The following is a 15519-nucleotide window of genomic DNA, read 5'->3' as shown; positions in this document are numbered from 1 at the left end:
CATTAACCTATTCATCAGCTCAAAATGACGATACAACTTTTTTCGGTCCTAATGATAAAAGAGACGAAGACTTGGGAATGAACTTATTGATAAATCAGATCTAAAGAGGTTGGTTTTAAATTTATTCATCCTATGTGAAAATGCGGCAAATATTTTTTTAAGGTAAAAAGGAATGAAAGGGAAAAAAGAGGTTAAACCAACTTTAGCTGAGACTTTAAATTTTACTTCAGAGCCAGGTCGACATAGTAAGTTGTCACCTGTTGTAGGCTCTAGAATCCCTGAGATCGAGCTCATCCACCTACATAGAGAAATATTTGCAGACTATCAAAAAATAATTTTGCCCAAGCAAAAACTGAATGTTTTTCCTCTGAGCCATAGGCAAGAAGCCGATAGAATTTCCAAAGAGATTTTCGCTCAATATATCGAAAAGTACGCTATCCATGGTTTGACTATTGAGAATGCCGTACGCTGGAGTAAAGTCGGAGCTAATAAGACTAGGATTCATGACCTAGAAAACCAATACAACACCTGGAATCTAGAAGTACTTGCCTCTCCTCCGGGCGACAGAGCTCATATTTTAGATGGAATGTATAGACCTGCTTACCTTGTTGCTCTATGGGTATTAATGTCTGTAGAGGAAACCAATAATGGACAGCGGGAAGCCGACGATCGATACTCGCCGGTGGATAAAGTGTTAGCCGTAACGCGTACATTAATATTAACGGATGAAGTCTATAAACGAACTTTTGCAATCCCTCTCGATAAGGAAGTTGACTATGACAACAATTTCATCTTATTTGGAAAACAAATACCCCAGGGAAGGCTTGCTAATTTTTATCGCCAATTAGAGTCCGAATACGGTTCTCTTGCAAAAGCTTTGGTTTCAGAAGAATCGTTAGCATTTTTAGGATATGACCCCTCGATGGAAATGAAGAAGGTTTCCCCAAAAGCGACGGACAAAGGACAAGCTAATGTAGACCATAATTGTGTTAAAATTCGTTATCCTGAGCTGCCTACAACTCCGCGATCACATGGAACTTCTGGAGGTCCAGGTTTTTTTGCAGGTCGAACAGCCGCGCCATTGATTATAGAATTAACGGGATCAAAGCCAACACTTGGTTCTTCAACGGAAGAGGTTGATTAGTAGCAAGCTTAATGTTTTTATCCCCTCTCCCCGAGGGGCGAGGGGATTTTTTAGAAACTCCCTCGCCTTTAAGAGAGAGGGTTTTTAGACAATTACGCTTGCCATAAGCGGATCTTTAGTCATCCTCCAGCTTCACTGGTCAAGCCGGAAGATGACCAGAGGCTTTGGCCCAAGCTAAGTACTTTTGTACACTCCAATAGCCAACAAAAACCAGCCTAAAATAAAACATACTCCACCAAAGGGGGTAAGCATTCCTAAAATTTGTATTTTCAGCAAACTCAATAAATATAAGCTTCCTGAAAAAAGTAAAATGCCAAAGCAAAACAGCCAGCCTGAAATTTGTAGTATTCGTTTATCCCATTTCAATATCAGCACCCCCAGGAATAATAAAGCCAAGCTATGAATAAATTGATAAAAAACAGCCGTTTGAAAAACGCTCATTTGGGATTCACTAAACTGTGCTTTTAAACCATGTGCAGCAAAGGCACCCATCATTGTGGCAATCATCGCGGACAGAGCAGCAATTGCAATAAAACGACGAGAGATTATTGTTTTATGAGCCATGAGTTAATACCTTGAAAAAAAGGAACACCAATATTAACTTACCAAGCGCTTTTTCCAAATGAGAATTAAGCCGCTTTAAAAGGGTTTAACCGAGCTACATCATAGATAGTAATTGGTGAGTCAATTCCTTTCACTTTGACGCGCAGATGGCCACTGATTTCAATATCCTTGGCCACTTCCTGGTAGGTCGATTCAGAAATTAAGGTCTGACCTCCAAGACTAAGCCCTTGGATACGAGATGATAAATTGACAGCAGACCCTATGGCACTGTATTGCATCCGTTTTTTCGAACCAATGTTACCAACGACAGCAAGTCCAGTATTAATGCCTATTCCCATTTCTAAATGAGGCAAATTAAGTTTTTGATTCGCCCGATTTAGTTTTTTCAATTCTTTTTGCATTTCTAAAGCACAAGTTATCGCCCGAAGTGAGTCATTGCCTAAAGAATGCGGTGCGCCAAAAATAACCATAATGGCATCGCCAATAAATGCATCCACTGTGCCTTGATATTTTTCTATCACTCGAACCATTTTGGTAAAATAGCCATTCAACAGGGAAATGAGCTTTTCTCCTGAAAGTGCTTCAGACAGGGGAGTAAAGTTCCTTAAATCGCTAAACATAATCGTTATTTTATTTTCCTGCCCACCCAATTTCTGACGTTCAGGCGACTCGAGGATCGTTTTAACCACCTCATCCGACATATAAAAGCTAAATATTTTATGGATAAATCGATTGCGTAATTCGAGTTGTTTTCTTATTTTTCTTAATAAAAAATTCGCATTACGTAGGCTTATTTCATCAATAGCGATATTAGCTAAATTCAATAAAAGGTTAAGTTGCTTTGCATCGAGTTCTTTGGGAGAAGTGTCTGCCAGACAAAAAGTACCGACGTTATAACCTTGTGGATTAGTCAGCGGAACACCGGCATAAAATCGAATATAAGGATCTTGTCGAACATAGGGGTTATTAGCAAACTGTTCATTAAGATGGGTGTCATTAATAATAAGTGGCTCAGTTCGTTTGATAGTTTCATTACAAAAAGTAAGATGTCGCGGAAGTTGTTTTTGTTGCAAACCATGCTGCGACTTAAACCACTGTCTTGTTTCATCAAGGAATGAAATAAAACAAATGGGGATCTGGAAGAAATCTACAGCTAGATGTACCAGTCTATCGTAGTTTTCTTCGGGAGCCGTATCCAAAATCTTGAGTGCTGCCAGAGCTTCAAGCCTTTCTTGTTCCAACCGTTGATGCGATTTATTTTTTTTGGAGTGCGTTGACATAGTTCACCCTTTCAATTTTTTGCAAAGATTTTCTTAAGTATAGATTTGGAATCCAACTTCCGATAAGGCAATTGATTTCCCAGTATGGCCCATAATTAAAGGTAGTAGTGAGAAGGAAGATAAATGAACGAAATTACAGTCAGAGTCACTTCATTATTTGTATTAGCTGTTCTGGGGTATATCCTTAAAATTCTGCTAAATCTTTTTTTAGCCCGTCATCTGCCAGCTAGCGTTTATGGTGATTATAGTGTCGCTATAAGAGTATTAACTATTTTAGTGACTCTAGCCTTATTTGGAACAAATATAGGGGCGAATCGTTTTTTTGCAAAATATTTACATCTAAATGAAAAGACAACAGCAACAAGTTATCTTGCGTGGAATATTAAATTACTTACTGTTACTTTTTTAATTGTTTTTATATTGGCGATTACTTCTTTCGGCGTAATGCTTACTCTTCACCATTTAAAAATTCAAGATCTCAACCAATATTATTTGGTGGCCTACGTTTTATGGCTAGTGCCATTTTCTGCAATAGCCACACTGATGGCGAGTTTTGTACTCACTAGTAATCGCATACTACTTTCATCGTTTTATAAATCCCCCCTTATATACCTAGTTGAATTAACTTTATTTTCTCTAGTCGTTTGGTACATTGATCCGGGATTAAATAATCTCAGTATCGTCTTTGTACTATTTCTCTCATTCGTTCTCATAATAATGATATCAACCTTGTCAATTAATGAAGAAATCTTAATTTTATTTCGGCAAGGGTTTAAAAATTTAGTTGGTACTTCTCTATCACAAAGAGAATGGCTTAAAACTTCGTCTTCATTAATTGCGAATAATATTGTTTTTACGGTGTCGTGCACTCTCGATCTATTTGCAGTTAAGCTATTTTCAATCAGTGAAACTCATGCAGGTTATTATGCAGCAGCACTGAGTATTGCTTCGATATTATGGCTAATACCTACAAATGCTTATCAAGGATTAAAATATCGGCTTGCTGTATTATTGACTCGCGAAGATGGTCGTGAAGAGTTGCAGTATAGGCTTAACAAAATAAATGCGCTCGTTATTAGCTTAGTGCTTGTCTTAATATTCTTAATTGCTTTTTTTGCAAAATCTCTCCTTTATTATTTCGGCCCTGACTATGTTAAAGCTGAACAAGAATTGATTATTTTATCAATTGCCAGCGGAATAGCTTGCATAGGGCATGTGGCTCCAGTTTTATTGGTATTTGCTGGCTATGAAAATAAGGTTTTAAAATGGAGTATCATCGAACTACTGTTAATGCTTATGGTCGTTCCGCCCGCCACTTATTATTTTGATATTTATGGGACAGCAATGAGTACTGCCTTCATCATGCTTATTAAGCCTATCGCTACTGTATTCATAGCACGAAAAAAATTAGGCCTGCGCTCGTTATCCATATTATAGCGCAGGTTAACTCATGAATTCCCGAAGTTTTGCGCCGATGTCTTTTTCTCGCATTAAACTCTCACCAATCAAAAAAGTATTGATGTTGTTTTTTTGCATGAGTTTTATCTCGTCCCGACTATTAATACCGCTTTCTGTAATTAAAATTTTATCCGCGGGTAAATGCTTGACTAGTTCAAGACTGGTATGAATATTAGTGATGAAACTGTGTAAGCTGCGATTATTTACGCCCATTAGAGGAGTAGGGAGCTGCAAGGCACGCTCAAATTCATCGAGGGTGTGACTTTCTACTAAGACTGCCATTTTAAGTTCTTGGGCGAGTTTGCAATAGTCGTGTAGCTGTTTATCATCCAACATGGCTACAATTAATAAAACACAATCCGCACCCAAAGCTCGACTTTCATAGATTTGATAAGGGTCGATTATAAAATCTTTACGCAGAACAGGCAAAGAAGAATGATTTTTGGCTAAAGCTAAATAACTAGGTGAGCCTTGGAAAAAATCTACATCAGTCAGCACAGAAAGGCAACTTGCGCCATTTTCTTCATAAATATTTGCAATGGCTGCCACATCAAAATCAGCACGAATTAAGCCTTTACTGGGGGAGGCTTTTTTTATTTCAGCGATAATTGCCGGTGATTTTAGCTGCAATCCGCCAACAAAATCACGTACTGGCAAAGCATCAGTGTCTATTAGACTTTGTAAGGGTTTTTCTTGTTTTGCCAATTCTACTTCTTGCCGTTTATGCGCAGCAATGCGATTCAAAATACTATTCATGTTTGCTCGTTAACCTTTGAGTTAATTCTTTTAATTGCCTAAATCGTCTTGCCGCTTCACCGCTATCAATGGCCGATCTCGCTTTTTCTACAGCCTCGCTGTAACTTGGGGCTAAGTTCGCACAATAAAGTGCTGCTGCTGTATTTAATAAAACAATGTCGCGAGCAGGGCCAAGCTTAGCACTTAACACTTCTTCCGCAAGAGCAAGACTTTGAGTAGGCGAATCGACGGTAATGGCATTTAAATTAGCATGACAACAGCCATAATCTTTCGGATCAATAATCCAATGCTTAAATTGCCCTTGATGATATTCAACAACGTCAGTGATTGCCGCAATGCTAATCTCGTCCATGCCATCGCGAGAGCTTACTACAAGAGCACGTTCTCTTCCTAAATTAGCAAGAACTTGGGCAATGGGTTCTAGCCAAGCTTTTGCAAAAACACCGACTAATTGTTTTTTTACCCGAGCTGGATTGACTAGAGGGCCTAGAATATTCAGCAGAGTGCGTATTCCCAATTGCTGCCTGGTATTTCTTGCGTGTTGCATGGCTTGATGAAAATGAGGGGCGAATAAAAAACACATGTCATATTGCTGCATGCATTGAGTGAGTTGTTCATCCGTTAAATGAAGCTCGAAACCTGCTTGCAATAATAAATCGGCACTACCACTGCGACTCGATACTGAACGGCTCCCATGTTTGGCTACACGAGCTCCGGCTGCAGCCGCAACGAAACTACTGATGGTTGAAATATTAAAGGTATTTTTGCCGTCACCCCCTGTGCCGACGATATCAATGAGGTCATCCCCTAAATCAATGCAATGAGCAAAGCTCATCATGACCTTGGCAGCAGCAGTTAATTCCTCAACAGTTTCACCTTTTACTCGCATGAGGGTGAGGAAGGCGGCGAGTTGTGCGTCACTTAATTCCCCACTCATACAAGCCTGCATGAATTCCTGCATTTGCGAAGAGGTTAAATGCTTGCCAGCAATCAATTGTTCAAATAGTTTAGATATCTTCATTCTTTAAAAATTGGCTTAAAAGCTCAATACCATGTTCAGTTAAAATTGATTCAGGATGGAATTGTAGCCCATAAAGAGGGTATTGACGATGAGAGATAGCCATAATTGTGTCATCAGCCCAGGCATCAACAGCAAAACAAGTGGGGAGTGTGTTGATATCCACTGCTAGGGAATGATAGCGAGTTGCTTTAAACGGATTAGGAAGATGACGAAATAACCCTTGTTTATGATGGTGAATAGGGGAGGTTTTTCCATGAATGATCTCTGGTGCTTCGATAATTTTTGCTCCAAAACAATGAGCGATGCACTGATGTCCTAAACAAACGCCTAAAATAGGAATACGTTGATGGAAATGCTGAATTAAGTCCAAAGAAATACCAGCATCCTCTGGCCCTTTGGGCCCAGGTGAAATGACGAGGTATAAAGGATTTAAACGTTCAATTTCTTCGATTGAAACTCGATCATGCTCAAAAACATGGACTTCCTGCTTTAGGCATTGAAAATATTGCACCAGGTTATAGGTAAACGAATCATAGTTGTCGATAAGAATTAGCATAAGCTGTTAAGCTCCGAGGCATAAATGAATTTGTTGGGCCAAGGCCCAATTTTAAACTTCAAGGGAGAGTTATAGAGAAAACTCTTCGCCCAAATAAACGGCTCGAACTTGCTGATTAGCCAGAATCGCTTCGGGTGTTCCTTCACAAAGGATTTTGCCCTGACTCACAATATAGGCTCGCTCACAAATATCTAGGGTTTCTCGCACATTATGGTCGGTGATTAACACGCCGATATTTTTATCACAGAGATGCGAAATGATACGTTTAATATCAAGAACGGAAATGGGGTCAACCCCGGCAAAAGGTTCGTCAAGCAGAATAAAAGTAGGTTCAATGGCTAAAGCACGGGCAATCTCTACACGTCGGCGCTCGCCGCCCGATAAACTCATTCCTAAGCTATTACGCAGATGAGAGATATGAAATTCATTTAACAAATGCTCTAACTTTTCTTTCCGCGCTTTATTATCTAAATCTTCACGTAGTTGCAGAATAGATAAAATATTATCGCCAACCGATAATTTCCGAAACACAGAAGCTTCTTGGGGTAAATAACCAATACCCATACGAGCGCGCTGATGCATAGGGGCTTTAGTGAGATCATGGTGATCAAGTGAAATTTGGCCTTCATCACAGGATTGCAAACCGACAATCATATAAAAACAAGTCGTTTTACCTGCTCCATTGGGGCCAAGTAAGCCCACGCATTCGCCGCTGCGGATGGTTATACTTACATCATTAACCACCGTGCGGGTTTTAAAAGATTTCTTTAGATGACGTGCTGACAGCTCACTCATAATCACTTCCCAGGATGGATAATAATAGTCGTACGTGTTTTTCCATCACTTTTTGATACAACATGTTGCTTAAGGGTATCATAACTAATCTTAGATGCCGAGAAGGAATTATCACCTTGTACCACACGAGCATTGCCAATTAGTTCGATAAGATGGCTTTCGGGATGGTAACGAATTTCGTCCGCATAGGCATGAAGAGGTGGTTTATCGAGCTCGGTTAGTGTCCAAAAATGCGCCTGTTCTTTCCCTTCACCTTTAGCAATTGCAAGGACTAATTTGTTTTGTGAGCTTCCTTCAGTGACTGCATTTGCTGCGCGTAAATGCGAAGAGCCTTGATCAAGTTGTACATTACCAGTGTATTCACCACGATGAGTCTGTTGATTCAAATCAGCTGAATCCGCTAATAATTCAAGCGTTTTTTGACGGTCATCAGGCAAGGCTAAGCTCGTATTAGAGGCTAAAAGCAGCATAACCCCCGTAATCAGATTGAATAGAATAGATTTAAGCATCTTTTTGAGGCTCAAAGGTAGCGCGAGCTTGATTTAACAATTGAACACGCTTATCGGCAAGATAAACTTTTATGCCCTCGGAATGCACGGTTCTACCTGGTTGTTCAAAACTAACAGCCACTTGTGAGGTAGCTAATTTATCTTTGGGGAGATAAGTTAGTTCTTCCGTTTTCAAAGTACTTTCTTGATTGTGTTGGCCTTTATTTTGATGAACGACTACGTCATTGGTAAAAATGATACGCTCGCCGCCGTTAATTGCTTTTCCCTGTTTCGAGCTAATTTCCCAAGCAGGTTGATTGCCTTGTGCTTCAGTCAGAGCGAGACGGGGAGAGCTAAAAAAATGCATGTTATTATTCGGTATATGTTGCACTTCAGGCGAGAATAAATAGTTAACCAATTTACCCATTTCGTCAAAGCGTTTAACGGTTAGATTGCTAATAATCATATCGGCTGAATTGGAAAGCGTTTGATCATCAAGCCGGTTAACTGAAGAAGTAGAGCTGACGTAATACCAGCCTGAACATGCCAAGGCTATAAGTACGCAACATAACCAAGCTGCTTGTTTTACAGCATTCATGATAGAAAATACCTTTCAAGGGCTAGGTCTTGCAGTTGCTGCGCTTTCAAAATAAGGTCACAAAGTTCACGAACAGCACCGCGTCCACCTGATTGCTCAGTTTTCCAGGCAGCAAATTCTTTAACTTGTTCCACCGCATTGGCTACAGCTACACCAAAGCCAACTTGTCGAATAATTTCCAGATCAGGCAAGTCATCGCCTATGTAAGCAAAATCTTCATTGCTTAAGTCTAAACGACTTTTAAGCTGGTTAAATGCGTCAAGTTTGTTCACTTGACCTTTAAAATAATGTTGAATACCCAATTGTTTCATACGGTGATCGATGACCGCGTTTTGTGAAGTGGTGATCACCGCAACTTGAACGCCAGCGGCCATTAATAACTTTAAGCCCATTCCGTCCTGAACATGAAAGGTTTTTAATTCATTACCAAAGTTGTCAATATAAAGAAGACCATCGGTTAAGACGCCATCCACATCACAGATCAAGCATTTAACGTTTTTTGCTTTTTCTAATAATTCGTTCATCATTTTCTCTTTGTTAAAAAACACCTGCGCGCAGCAGATCATGTAAATGGACAACGGCGATTGGTCTATTTTCTTCGTCAATAACAACTAAGGAAGTGATGCTGTATTTTTGCATAATCGTCAAAGCTTCTGCCGCCAATAACCCTTTTTTAATCGCCTTGCAGTTTTTGCTCATCACAGAGCTAATCGGTGTTATGTTGATATCAACATTCTGATTTAAGGTTCGTCTTACATCGCCATCTGTATAGACACCTGCGAGATATCCATGAGAATCAACAACGCAAGTCATACCTAGTTTTTTTGCTGTAACTTCAATCAAGGCTTCTCTAATAGTGGCGTTTTCTTTAATCACGGGCAAATCATCGCCATGATGCAGTAATTCGTCAATACGCAGTAAAAGGCGTCTGCCAAGCACACCGCCAGGGTGGGATAACGCAAAGTCTTCAGCACTAAAACCTCTTACTTGTAATAAAGCGATCGCCAAAGCATCGCCCATAACCAATGATACCGTAGTGCTAGTCGTTGGAGCTAGACCCAGAGGACAAGCTTCCTGGCGAATAGAAATATCGATATTCACGTCAGCGGCTTTTGCTAAAGTAGATTCACTATTACCTGTTAAGGTGATTAGGGGCACTTCTAGGCGCTTTAAGAGCGGGAGTAGTGTGACGATTTCATTAGTAAAGCCGGAATTAGAAATGGCCAGCACGGTATCTTGTCGAGTAATCATTCCTAAATCACCATGACTTGCTTCACCTGGATGCATAAAAAACGCGGGCGTACCAGTGCTCGAAAAGGTTGCAGCGATTTTGTTCCCAATGTGACCTGATTTACCCATTCCGGTGACGACTACCCGACCTTTACATTCGAGTAAAAGTTTGCAAGCGGTTTCAAAATTTTCATCGATACGTTGCGTTAGCTCGAATACTGCTTGTGCTTCAGTTTCAATGACCGCAAGGCCTAATTTGCAAAAATTCATATGCTACCTATTTTTCAGATAGTTTGAAATTCTAACATAGTATTTTTTTCCTTTATAGGGACAATTTTTTTTTGTAGGCGAAAACATATATTCAGGTATAATAAAATTTAAATAGTGCTCCGGAATAAAAATAAATGCAGGAAAATTTGGTGCATATCACCAACCTTACATTTTCAAGAAATGGACGTCATATTTTTGACGGTGTCAATATGGACATGAAACGTGGGAAAATTACAGCGATCATGGGGCCCAGCGGAAGTGGTAAAACGACACTGCTAAAGTTAATTGGCGGCCAATTGGAACCTGAAGTTGGTGAAATTTTTGTTAATGGAGCTAATATCCACCAATTATCGCGGAAAGAGCTGTATGTGGCTCGGCGAAAAATGGGCTTGTTGTTTCAAAGCTCTGCCTTATTCACCCATTTATCGGTTTTTGACAATGTTGCATTTCCACTGAGAGAGCATACTGAGCTAAACGAAGCGATGCTGCGTGATATTGTCTTGATGAAATTAGAAGCCGTAGGTCTACGAGGAGCTGCTCTATTAATGCCGGAGGAATTATCTGGTGGCATGGCAAGACGCGTTGCTTTAGCAAGAACTATTGCTCTTGATCCAGAATTAATGATGTACGATGAGCCTTTTACGGGCCAAGATCCGATTTCTATGGGCGTTCTTGTTCGATTGATTAAGCGCCTAAATCAATTATTAGAAACAACCACCATTATTGTTTCACATGATGTTGAAGAAACTTGTTCTATCGCTGATTACATTTATCTAATCGGTGGAGGGCGGTTGATTGGCGAGGGTACTCCTGCTGAATTAAAAGAATCGACACATCCTGAGGTAAAACAATTTATGCATGGCGAAGCTGATGGAGCTGTGCCTTTCCATTACCCAGCCCGCCCTTATACAGAGGAGCTGCTAAATGCTTGATATGCTTGCCCGTATGGGACAACGTGGTGTGCATTCTTTACAATCCATGGGAAGTTCAGGTGTTTTTTTACTGGGTGTATTTTATAGAAATCCTGATTTACCGCGTCTTTGGCCTGCTTTGCGTGCGCAGTTATATTTTGTCGGTGTTTTGTCTTGTTTAATTATCGTTGTGTCAGCCATGTTTATTGGCATGGTTATTGGATTACAAGGCTATAATACCTTGCAAAAATTTGGGGCGACGAGCCAATTAGGACAACTTCTAGCGCTAAGTATTGCTAGAGAATTAGGACCGGTTATCTCAGCTCTTCTCTTTGCAGGGCGTGCTGGTTCCGCTTTGACGGCTGAAATTGGTTTAATGAAGGCGACTGAGCAATTGGCAAGCATGGATATGATGGGAGTTGATCCTTTGGGAAGAGTGATTTACCCACGATTTCTTGCTGGCCTTATTGCTTTGCCGGTATTGGCATTAATATTTTCCGCTGTTGCTGTATACGGCGGGTATTTTGTGGGTGTGCAATGGCTAGGAGTTGATGCCGGCAGTTTTTGGTCAAACATGCAGGCTGCTGTCAATTTTCGAGTAGATGTTTTGAGCGGTATTACCAAAAGTATTGTTTTTGCTTTTGTAGTGGCGTGGATAGCAGTATTTCAAGGCTTTAATTGTATTGCTACAGCTGAAGGGATCAGTCAAGCGACAACGCGAACAGTGGTTTATTCTTCACTAGCAGTCCTTGGGCTTGATTTTATTTTGACAGCAGTGATGATTGGAGGTTGGTAGATGAATCATAGGCAACGAAGTATCGATATAAGCGTAGGTCTATTTATGCTGCTAGGCTTGCTTGCCTTATTTATTATGGTTATGAAGGTGAGTGGGATTTCTAATTTAGTTACTCCCAAAGGCTATCATATCACTGCAGAATTCACCGATATTGGTGGTCTTCGAGTAAGAGCACCGGTTACTGTTGCTGGAGTAAAAATTGGTGAAGTGACTCGTATTGAATTACAATCGGGTGAGCTGAATGCTAAAGTGACCATGCTATTACGAAATGATAAACCAATTCCCTACGAAGATTCTTCAGCACGTATTCTAACTGAGGGTTTAATTGGGTCTAACTATATCAGCATCGTCCCTGGATTTGATGATGAGGAAACTAAGGAACATCCCTACTTGCGTGAAGGCGATGCAATCCCTAAAACACAAGAAGCAATTATTCTTGAGAATTTGATTGGTCAGCTTTTATTTAATATTAAGAAATAGGTGAATTATGAAAGGAATAAAAATAATTTTGTTGTCCGCGGCATTGTCATTAACTCAATTCGTATGGGCAGCTTCATCGCCCATGTCTATGCTAGAAATGACTTCAAATCAAATTCTTACAACATTAAAGCAAAATAAAGCAAATTTAAAAAATAATACTCAGGTTATTTACCAAGCTGTTGAGCGGTATTTACTGCCGAATGTTGATGTGAGTGGGATGTCGCGCTCGGTACTTGGGCGTAAAGCCTGGGGTGAAGCCTCTTCAGCTGAGAAGCAACAATTCTCTAGAGCATTTACGCAATTAGTTATTCGCACTTATTCGACTCCCCTGGCTGAATACACCGATGAAACGGTCAAGTTCCTGCCAATCAGAGGCTCACTGGAAAGCCGTTTTATCCGAATTAATAGCATTATTGTTCGTTCTAAAGGCAAAAACATTCCTTTAAGCTATAGCCTGATTTCTAAGAATGGACAGTGGAAAATTTATGACTTAAGTGTTGAGGGCGTTAGCTTATTACAAAGTTTCCGCTCGCAGTTTGCAGAAGCATTGCAAAATTCAAGCATGCAAGATTTGATAAAACAAATGCAGCAACACTCTAAGAAGGCAGCATAACGTGCAATCCTTTAAACCATCAACAGAGATGATTTTTGCGACAGTCCAATCGGACTGTCAGCGCATGCTAAAATTTTTTCATAATAATAAAGAAGCAGTATTACATCTTGATTTAAGTGAAGTACTTCATTGTGATAGTGCAGGTCTTGCATTATTGATTGAAGCAAAACGGCTCTCTGCTGAGCAAAATAAAACTTGTGAAATTGATGGAATGCCTAAAGCGATTCAAGCTTTAGCAGAATTTTGTGGCGTGGATGCGATGTTAGGATTGTGTAGATAAGGCAGTACTTATGATTAGTAACGAAGAATTAGAGCGGCGGCTTGTTGAAACAGGAGAGGTCGATTACGTTAAAGTAGGTGGTGATGGTTATCACTATCAATTAACTGTAGTTTCGAGTGCTTTCCAAGGTAAATCAAAAGTCGCAAGACAACAATGGGTTTATGCAAAATTGAAAGATTATATTACAAGCGGAAGTCTCCATGCCTTAAGTATGCAAACTTTGACGAAAGAAGAGTGGGAGAAAAATCATGGATAAGTTGATAATCAACGGTGGCAAACAATTAAACGGAGAAGTCATTATTTCAGGAGCAAAAAACGCAGCATTGCCCATTATGGCAGCTACGATTCTTGCTAGCGATAATGTGACTATCGCAAATGTCCCGCATCTTAAAGACGTCACTACTATGATGGAGCTTCTTGGGCAATTAGGTGCGCAATTGACGGTCGATGAAAAAATGAATGTGCAGGTTGACGCCTCTCATATTAATGAATTTGTCGCTCCCTATGAACTTGTTAAAACCATGCGTGCATCTATTGTAGTGCTTGGTCCTTTACTTGCTCGCTTCGGTCAAGCGGATGTTTCTTTACCAGGGGGCTGTGCAATTGGTACGCGCCCGGTTGATTTGCATCTTAAAGCCCTAAAAACGATGGGTGCTGACATCACTGTAAAAAACGGTTTTATCAAAGCACGTTGTAAAAAAGGTCGTTTACAGGGCAAACCATTAGTTTTCGATACAGTGACTGTAACAGGAACTGAAAATGTGCTGATGGCGGCAGTTCTTGCCGAAGGGAAAACCATTATCAAAAATGCCGCTCGGGAGCCCGAGGTAGTCGATTTAGCGAATTTCCTAATTCAAATGGGTGCAAAAATTACTGGCGCAGGCACACCAACTATTGAAGTGATCGGCGTTGAATCCTTGAGTGGTGGAAGTTATACAGTGATGCCAGATCGCATTGAAGCAGGAACTTATCTTGCTGCTGGTGCATTAACTCGTGGTAAGGTGACTGTGCGACGTGTAAAACCGGATAATTTATTATCAATGCTTTGTAAATTTGAAGAAGCAGGTGCGGAGTTAGCTATAGGTGAAGATTGGGTCACTTTAAATATGCATGGAATGCGTCCCCAGGCGGTGAATATATCGACTGCACCTTATCCTGCATTTCCCACCGATATGCAAGCGCAATTTATGGCTTTAAACGCGATTGCAGAAGGAACTTCCTCTGTGATTGAGAATATCTTTGAAAATCGTTTTATGCACGTACAAGAATTACAACGTATGGGCGCTCAAATTCACTTAAACGGTAACACTGCAATAATTACTGGTGTAGAGAAATTAACTGGTGCACCGGTTATGGCTACGGATTTACGAGCTTCTGCGAGTTTGATTTTGGCCGGTCTTGCTGCCGAAGGAGAAACTGTGGTTGAGCGTGTATATCACGTAGACCGAGGGTATGAGCGTATCGAAGAAAAATTCTCTATACTAGGTGCGGATATCAAACGAGCTTCAGCAAGGTGATTTTACGTGAAGAACTAGAAGCTTATTTACATGAGCTCTTGGCCTGTGCAACGATTGATGATTATGCACCCAATGGGGTGCAAATTGAAGGTACAGGCCAAATTCAACGAATTTGTACCGCTGTTACAGCTTCATTAGAGGCTATTAATCAAGCAATCTCCTTACAAGCGGATGCACTATTAGTTCACCATGGCTATTTTTGGCGTGGAGAAACTCCTCTTATCAAAGGTACAAAACGTGAGCGTATTGCCAAACTAATCAACCATGATTTGAATTTGTTTGCCTATCATCTGCCACTTGATTGTCATACTGAATTGGGCAATAACGCCTGTCTTGCCAAATTATTTAATTTAGAATCAATTAATCAGCATCAAGTGGGTAAAACAGCTAACTTACTATGGTCTGGTAGCTTTGCCAAACCAATATCTGCGGAAGATTTTGCAACACTGATAAAAGAAAAGTTGCAGCGATCTCCGCTACATGTTTCTGGTACAGAAAAACCAATACATCGCTTGGCATGGTGCAGTGGTGCAGCTCAGGATTTTATTGAGCAAGCTGACGCGCTTGGAGTGGATGCTTATCTCAGTGGCGAAATTTCAGAGCGAACTTATTACCAAGCAAAAGAACTGGGTATTCATTATTTTGCTTGCGGTCATCATGCGACCGAACGCTATGGTATCCAAGCATTGGGCAACCACCTAGCCAACAAATATAGTCTTGAACATTATTTTATTGACAGTTCTAATCCAGTTTAATGAGTAT

At 40.4% G+C, this 15519-nt stretch carries 20 protein-coding genes; 10 read left to right on the top strand and 10 right to left on the bottom strand.

From position 1 onward, the window contains the following. Positions 1-172 precede the first annotated feature (172 nt). The gene (locus tag Ldro_RS09770) at positions 173-1144 is read left to right on the top strand and encodes a hypothetical protein (protein WP_058496238.1); all 972 of its coding nucleotides are present in this window, start codon (positions 173-175) and stop codon (positions 1142-1144) included. Positions 1145-1318: 174 nt separating this feature from the next. Here Ldro_RS09770 and Ldro_RS09765 read toward each other — a convergent pair whose 3' ends face one another. Together Ldro_RS09765 and Ldro_RS09760 are read right to left on the bottom strand one after the other, a co-directional pair. Next, on the bottom strand, positions 1319-1708 hold the full coding sequence (locus Ldro_RS09765; RefSeq protein ID WP_058496237.1) for a DUF423 domain-containing protein: 390 nt from the start codon (positions 1706-1708) through the stop codon (positions 1319-1321). A gap of 65 nt (positions 1709-1773) precedes the next feature. Beyond that, complete coding sequence (locus Ldro_RS09760) at positions 1774-2988, bottom strand: adenylate/guanylate cyclase domain-containing protein (RefSeq protein WP_058496236.1); 1215 nt, start codon at positions 2986-2988, stop codon at positions 1774-1776. A gap of 123 nt (positions 2989-3111) precedes the next feature. On the opposite strand from Ldro_RS09760, the gene Ldro_RS09755 reads away from it, so the two are divergent. Then, positions 3112-4425 carry a lipopolysaccharide biosynthesis protein gene (locus Ldro_RS09755; RefSeq protein WP_058496235.1) on the top strand — a complete coding sequence of 438 codons (1314 nt, stop codon included), beginning with the start codon at positions 3112-3114 and terminating at the stop codon, positions 4423-4425. A 6-nt stretch (positions 4426-4431) separates the two neighbouring features. On the opposite strand, the gene trpC is transcribed toward Ldro_RS09755, so the two are convergent. The 8 genes from trpC to Ldro_RS09715 all read right to left on the bottom strand — a co-directional run bounded on the left by trpC (position 4432) and on the right by Ldro_RS09715 (position 10160). After that, complete coding sequence (trpC, locus tag Ldro_RS09750) at positions 4432-5202, bottom strand: indole-3-glycerol phosphate synthase TrpC (protein ID WP_058496234.1); 771 nt, start codon at positions 5200-5202, stop codon at positions 4432-4434. After that, complete coding sequence (trpD, locus tag Ldro_RS09745; RefSeq protein ID WP_058496233.1) at positions 5195-6223, bottom strand: anthranilate phosphoribosyltransferase; 1029 nt, start codon at positions 6221-6223, stop codon at positions 5195-5197. Before trpD ends, trpC begins: the two co-directional genes overlap by 8 nt. Beyond that, positions 6210-6779 carry an aminodeoxychorismate/anthranilate synthase component II gene (locus Ldro_RS09740; RefSeq protein ID WP_058496232.1) on the bottom strand — a complete coding sequence of 190 codons (570 nt, stop codon included), beginning with the start codon at positions 6777-6779 and terminating at the stop codon, positions 6210-6212. The genes trpD and Ldro_RS09740 overlap by 14 nt, the downstream gene beginning before the upstream one ends. A gap of 69 nt (positions 6780-6848) precedes the next feature. Continuing rightward, positions 6849-7574 (bottom strand): LPS export ABC transporter ATP-binding protein, encoded by a 726-nt coding sequence (gene lptB, locus Ldro_RS09735; RefSeq protein ID WP_058496231.1) that lies wholly within the window; start codon positions 7572-7574, stop codon positions 6849-6851. Positions 7575-7576: 2 nt separating this feature from the next. Next, the gene (lptA, locus tag Ldro_RS09730) at positions 7577-8083 is read right to left on the bottom strand and encodes a lipopolysaccharide transport periplasmic protein LptA (RefSeq protein ID WP_058496230.1); all 507 of its coding nucleotides are present in this window, start codon (positions 8081-8083) and stop codon (positions 7577-7579) included. Next, a complete protein-coding gene (gene lptC, locus Ldro_RS09725) occupies positions 8076-8660 on the bottom strand; it encodes an LPS export ABC transporter periplasmic protein LptC (RefSeq protein ID WP_058496229.1) in 585 nt (194 codons plus the stop codon). Before lptC ends, lptA begins: the two co-directional genes overlap by 8 nt. Then, the gene (locus Ldro_RS09720; RefSeq protein ID WP_058496228.1) at positions 8657-9184 is read right to left on the bottom strand and encodes a KdsC family phosphatase; all 528 of its coding nucleotides are present in this window, start codon (positions 9182-9184) and stop codon (positions 8657-8659) included. Before Ldro_RS09720 ends, lptC begins: the two co-directional genes overlap by 4 nt. 13 nt (positions 9185-9197) lie before the next feature. After that, a complete protein-coding gene (locus Ldro_RS09715; protein ID WP_058496227.1) occupies positions 9198-10160 on the bottom strand; it encodes a KpsF/GutQ family sugar-phosphate isomerase in 963 nt (320 codons plus the stop codon). Positions 10161-10294: 134 nt separating this feature from the next. Here Ldro_RS09715 and Ldro_RS09710 point away from each other — a divergent pair, with 134 nt between their 5' ends. From Ldro_RS09710 to Ldro_RS09675, 8 genes are read left to right on the top strand one after another with little or no spacing between them, the layout of a single operon-like run. Continuing rightward, positions 10295-11092, top strand: coding sequence for an ABC transporter ATP-binding protein (locus Ldro_RS09710; RefSeq protein WP_058496226.1), 798 nt, complete (start codon positions 10295-10297; stop codon positions 11090-11092). Further along, the gene (gene mlaE / locus Ldro_RS09705; RefSeq protein ID WP_058496225.1) at positions 11085-11867 is read left to right on the top strand and encodes a lipid asymmetry maintenance ABC transporter permease subunit MlaE; all 783 of its coding nucleotides are present in this window, start codon (positions 11085-11087) and stop codon (positions 11865-11867) included. The genes Ldro_RS09710 and mlaE overlap by 8 nt, the downstream gene beginning before the upstream one ends. Beyond that, positions 11868-12347, top strand: a complete 480-nt coding sequence (mlaD, locus tag Ldro_RS09700) for an outer membrane lipid asymmetry maintenance protein MlaD (RefSeq protein WP_058496224.1) — start codon at positions 11868-11870, stop codon at positions 12345-12347. Between the two features lie 7 nt (positions 12348-12354). Continuing rightward, the gene (locus Ldro_RS09695) at positions 12355-12960 is read left to right on the top strand and encodes an MlaC/ttg2D family ABC transporter substrate-binding protein (RefSeq protein ID WP_058496223.1); all 606 of its coding nucleotides are present in this window, start codon (positions 12355-12357) and stop codon (positions 12958-12960) included. Position 12961: 1 nt separating this feature from the next. Further along, entirely contained in the window at positions 12962-13240 is a 279-nt protein-coding gene (locus Ldro_RS09690; protein WP_238584006.1) for an STAS domain-containing protein, read from the top strand. Positions 13241-13250: 10 nt separating this feature from the next. Beyond that, a complete protein-coding gene (locus Ldro_RS09685; protein ID WP_058496222.1) occupies positions 13251-13496 on the top strand; it encodes a BolA family protein in 246 nt (81 codons plus the stop codon). Then, positions 13489-14757: a UDP-N-acetylglucosamine 1-carboxyvinyltransferase gene (gene murA / locus Ldro_RS09680; protein WP_058496221.1), complete on the top strand. Its 1269-nt coding sequence runs from the start codon at positions 13489-13491 to the stop codon at positions 14755-14757. Before Ldro_RS09685 ends, murA begins: the two co-directional genes overlap by 8 nt. Continuing rightward, positions 14754-15512 (top strand): Nif3-like dinuclear metal center hexameric protein, encoded by a 759-nt coding sequence (locus Ldro_RS09675; protein WP_058496220.1) that lies wholly within the window; start codon positions 14754-14756, stop codon positions 15510-15512. Before murA ends, Ldro_RS09675 begins: the two co-directional genes overlap by 4 nt. Positions 15513-15519: the final 7 nt, after the last annotated feature.

It is taken from the genome of Legionella drozanskii LLAP-1, from assembly GCF_001467585.1.
GTDB classification, from domain to species: domain Bacteria; phylum Pseudomonadota; class Gammaproteobacteria; order Legionellales; family Legionellaceae; genus Tatlockia; species Tatlockia drozanskii.
This window is presented reverse-complemented; position numbering and strand designations above follow the sequence as displayed.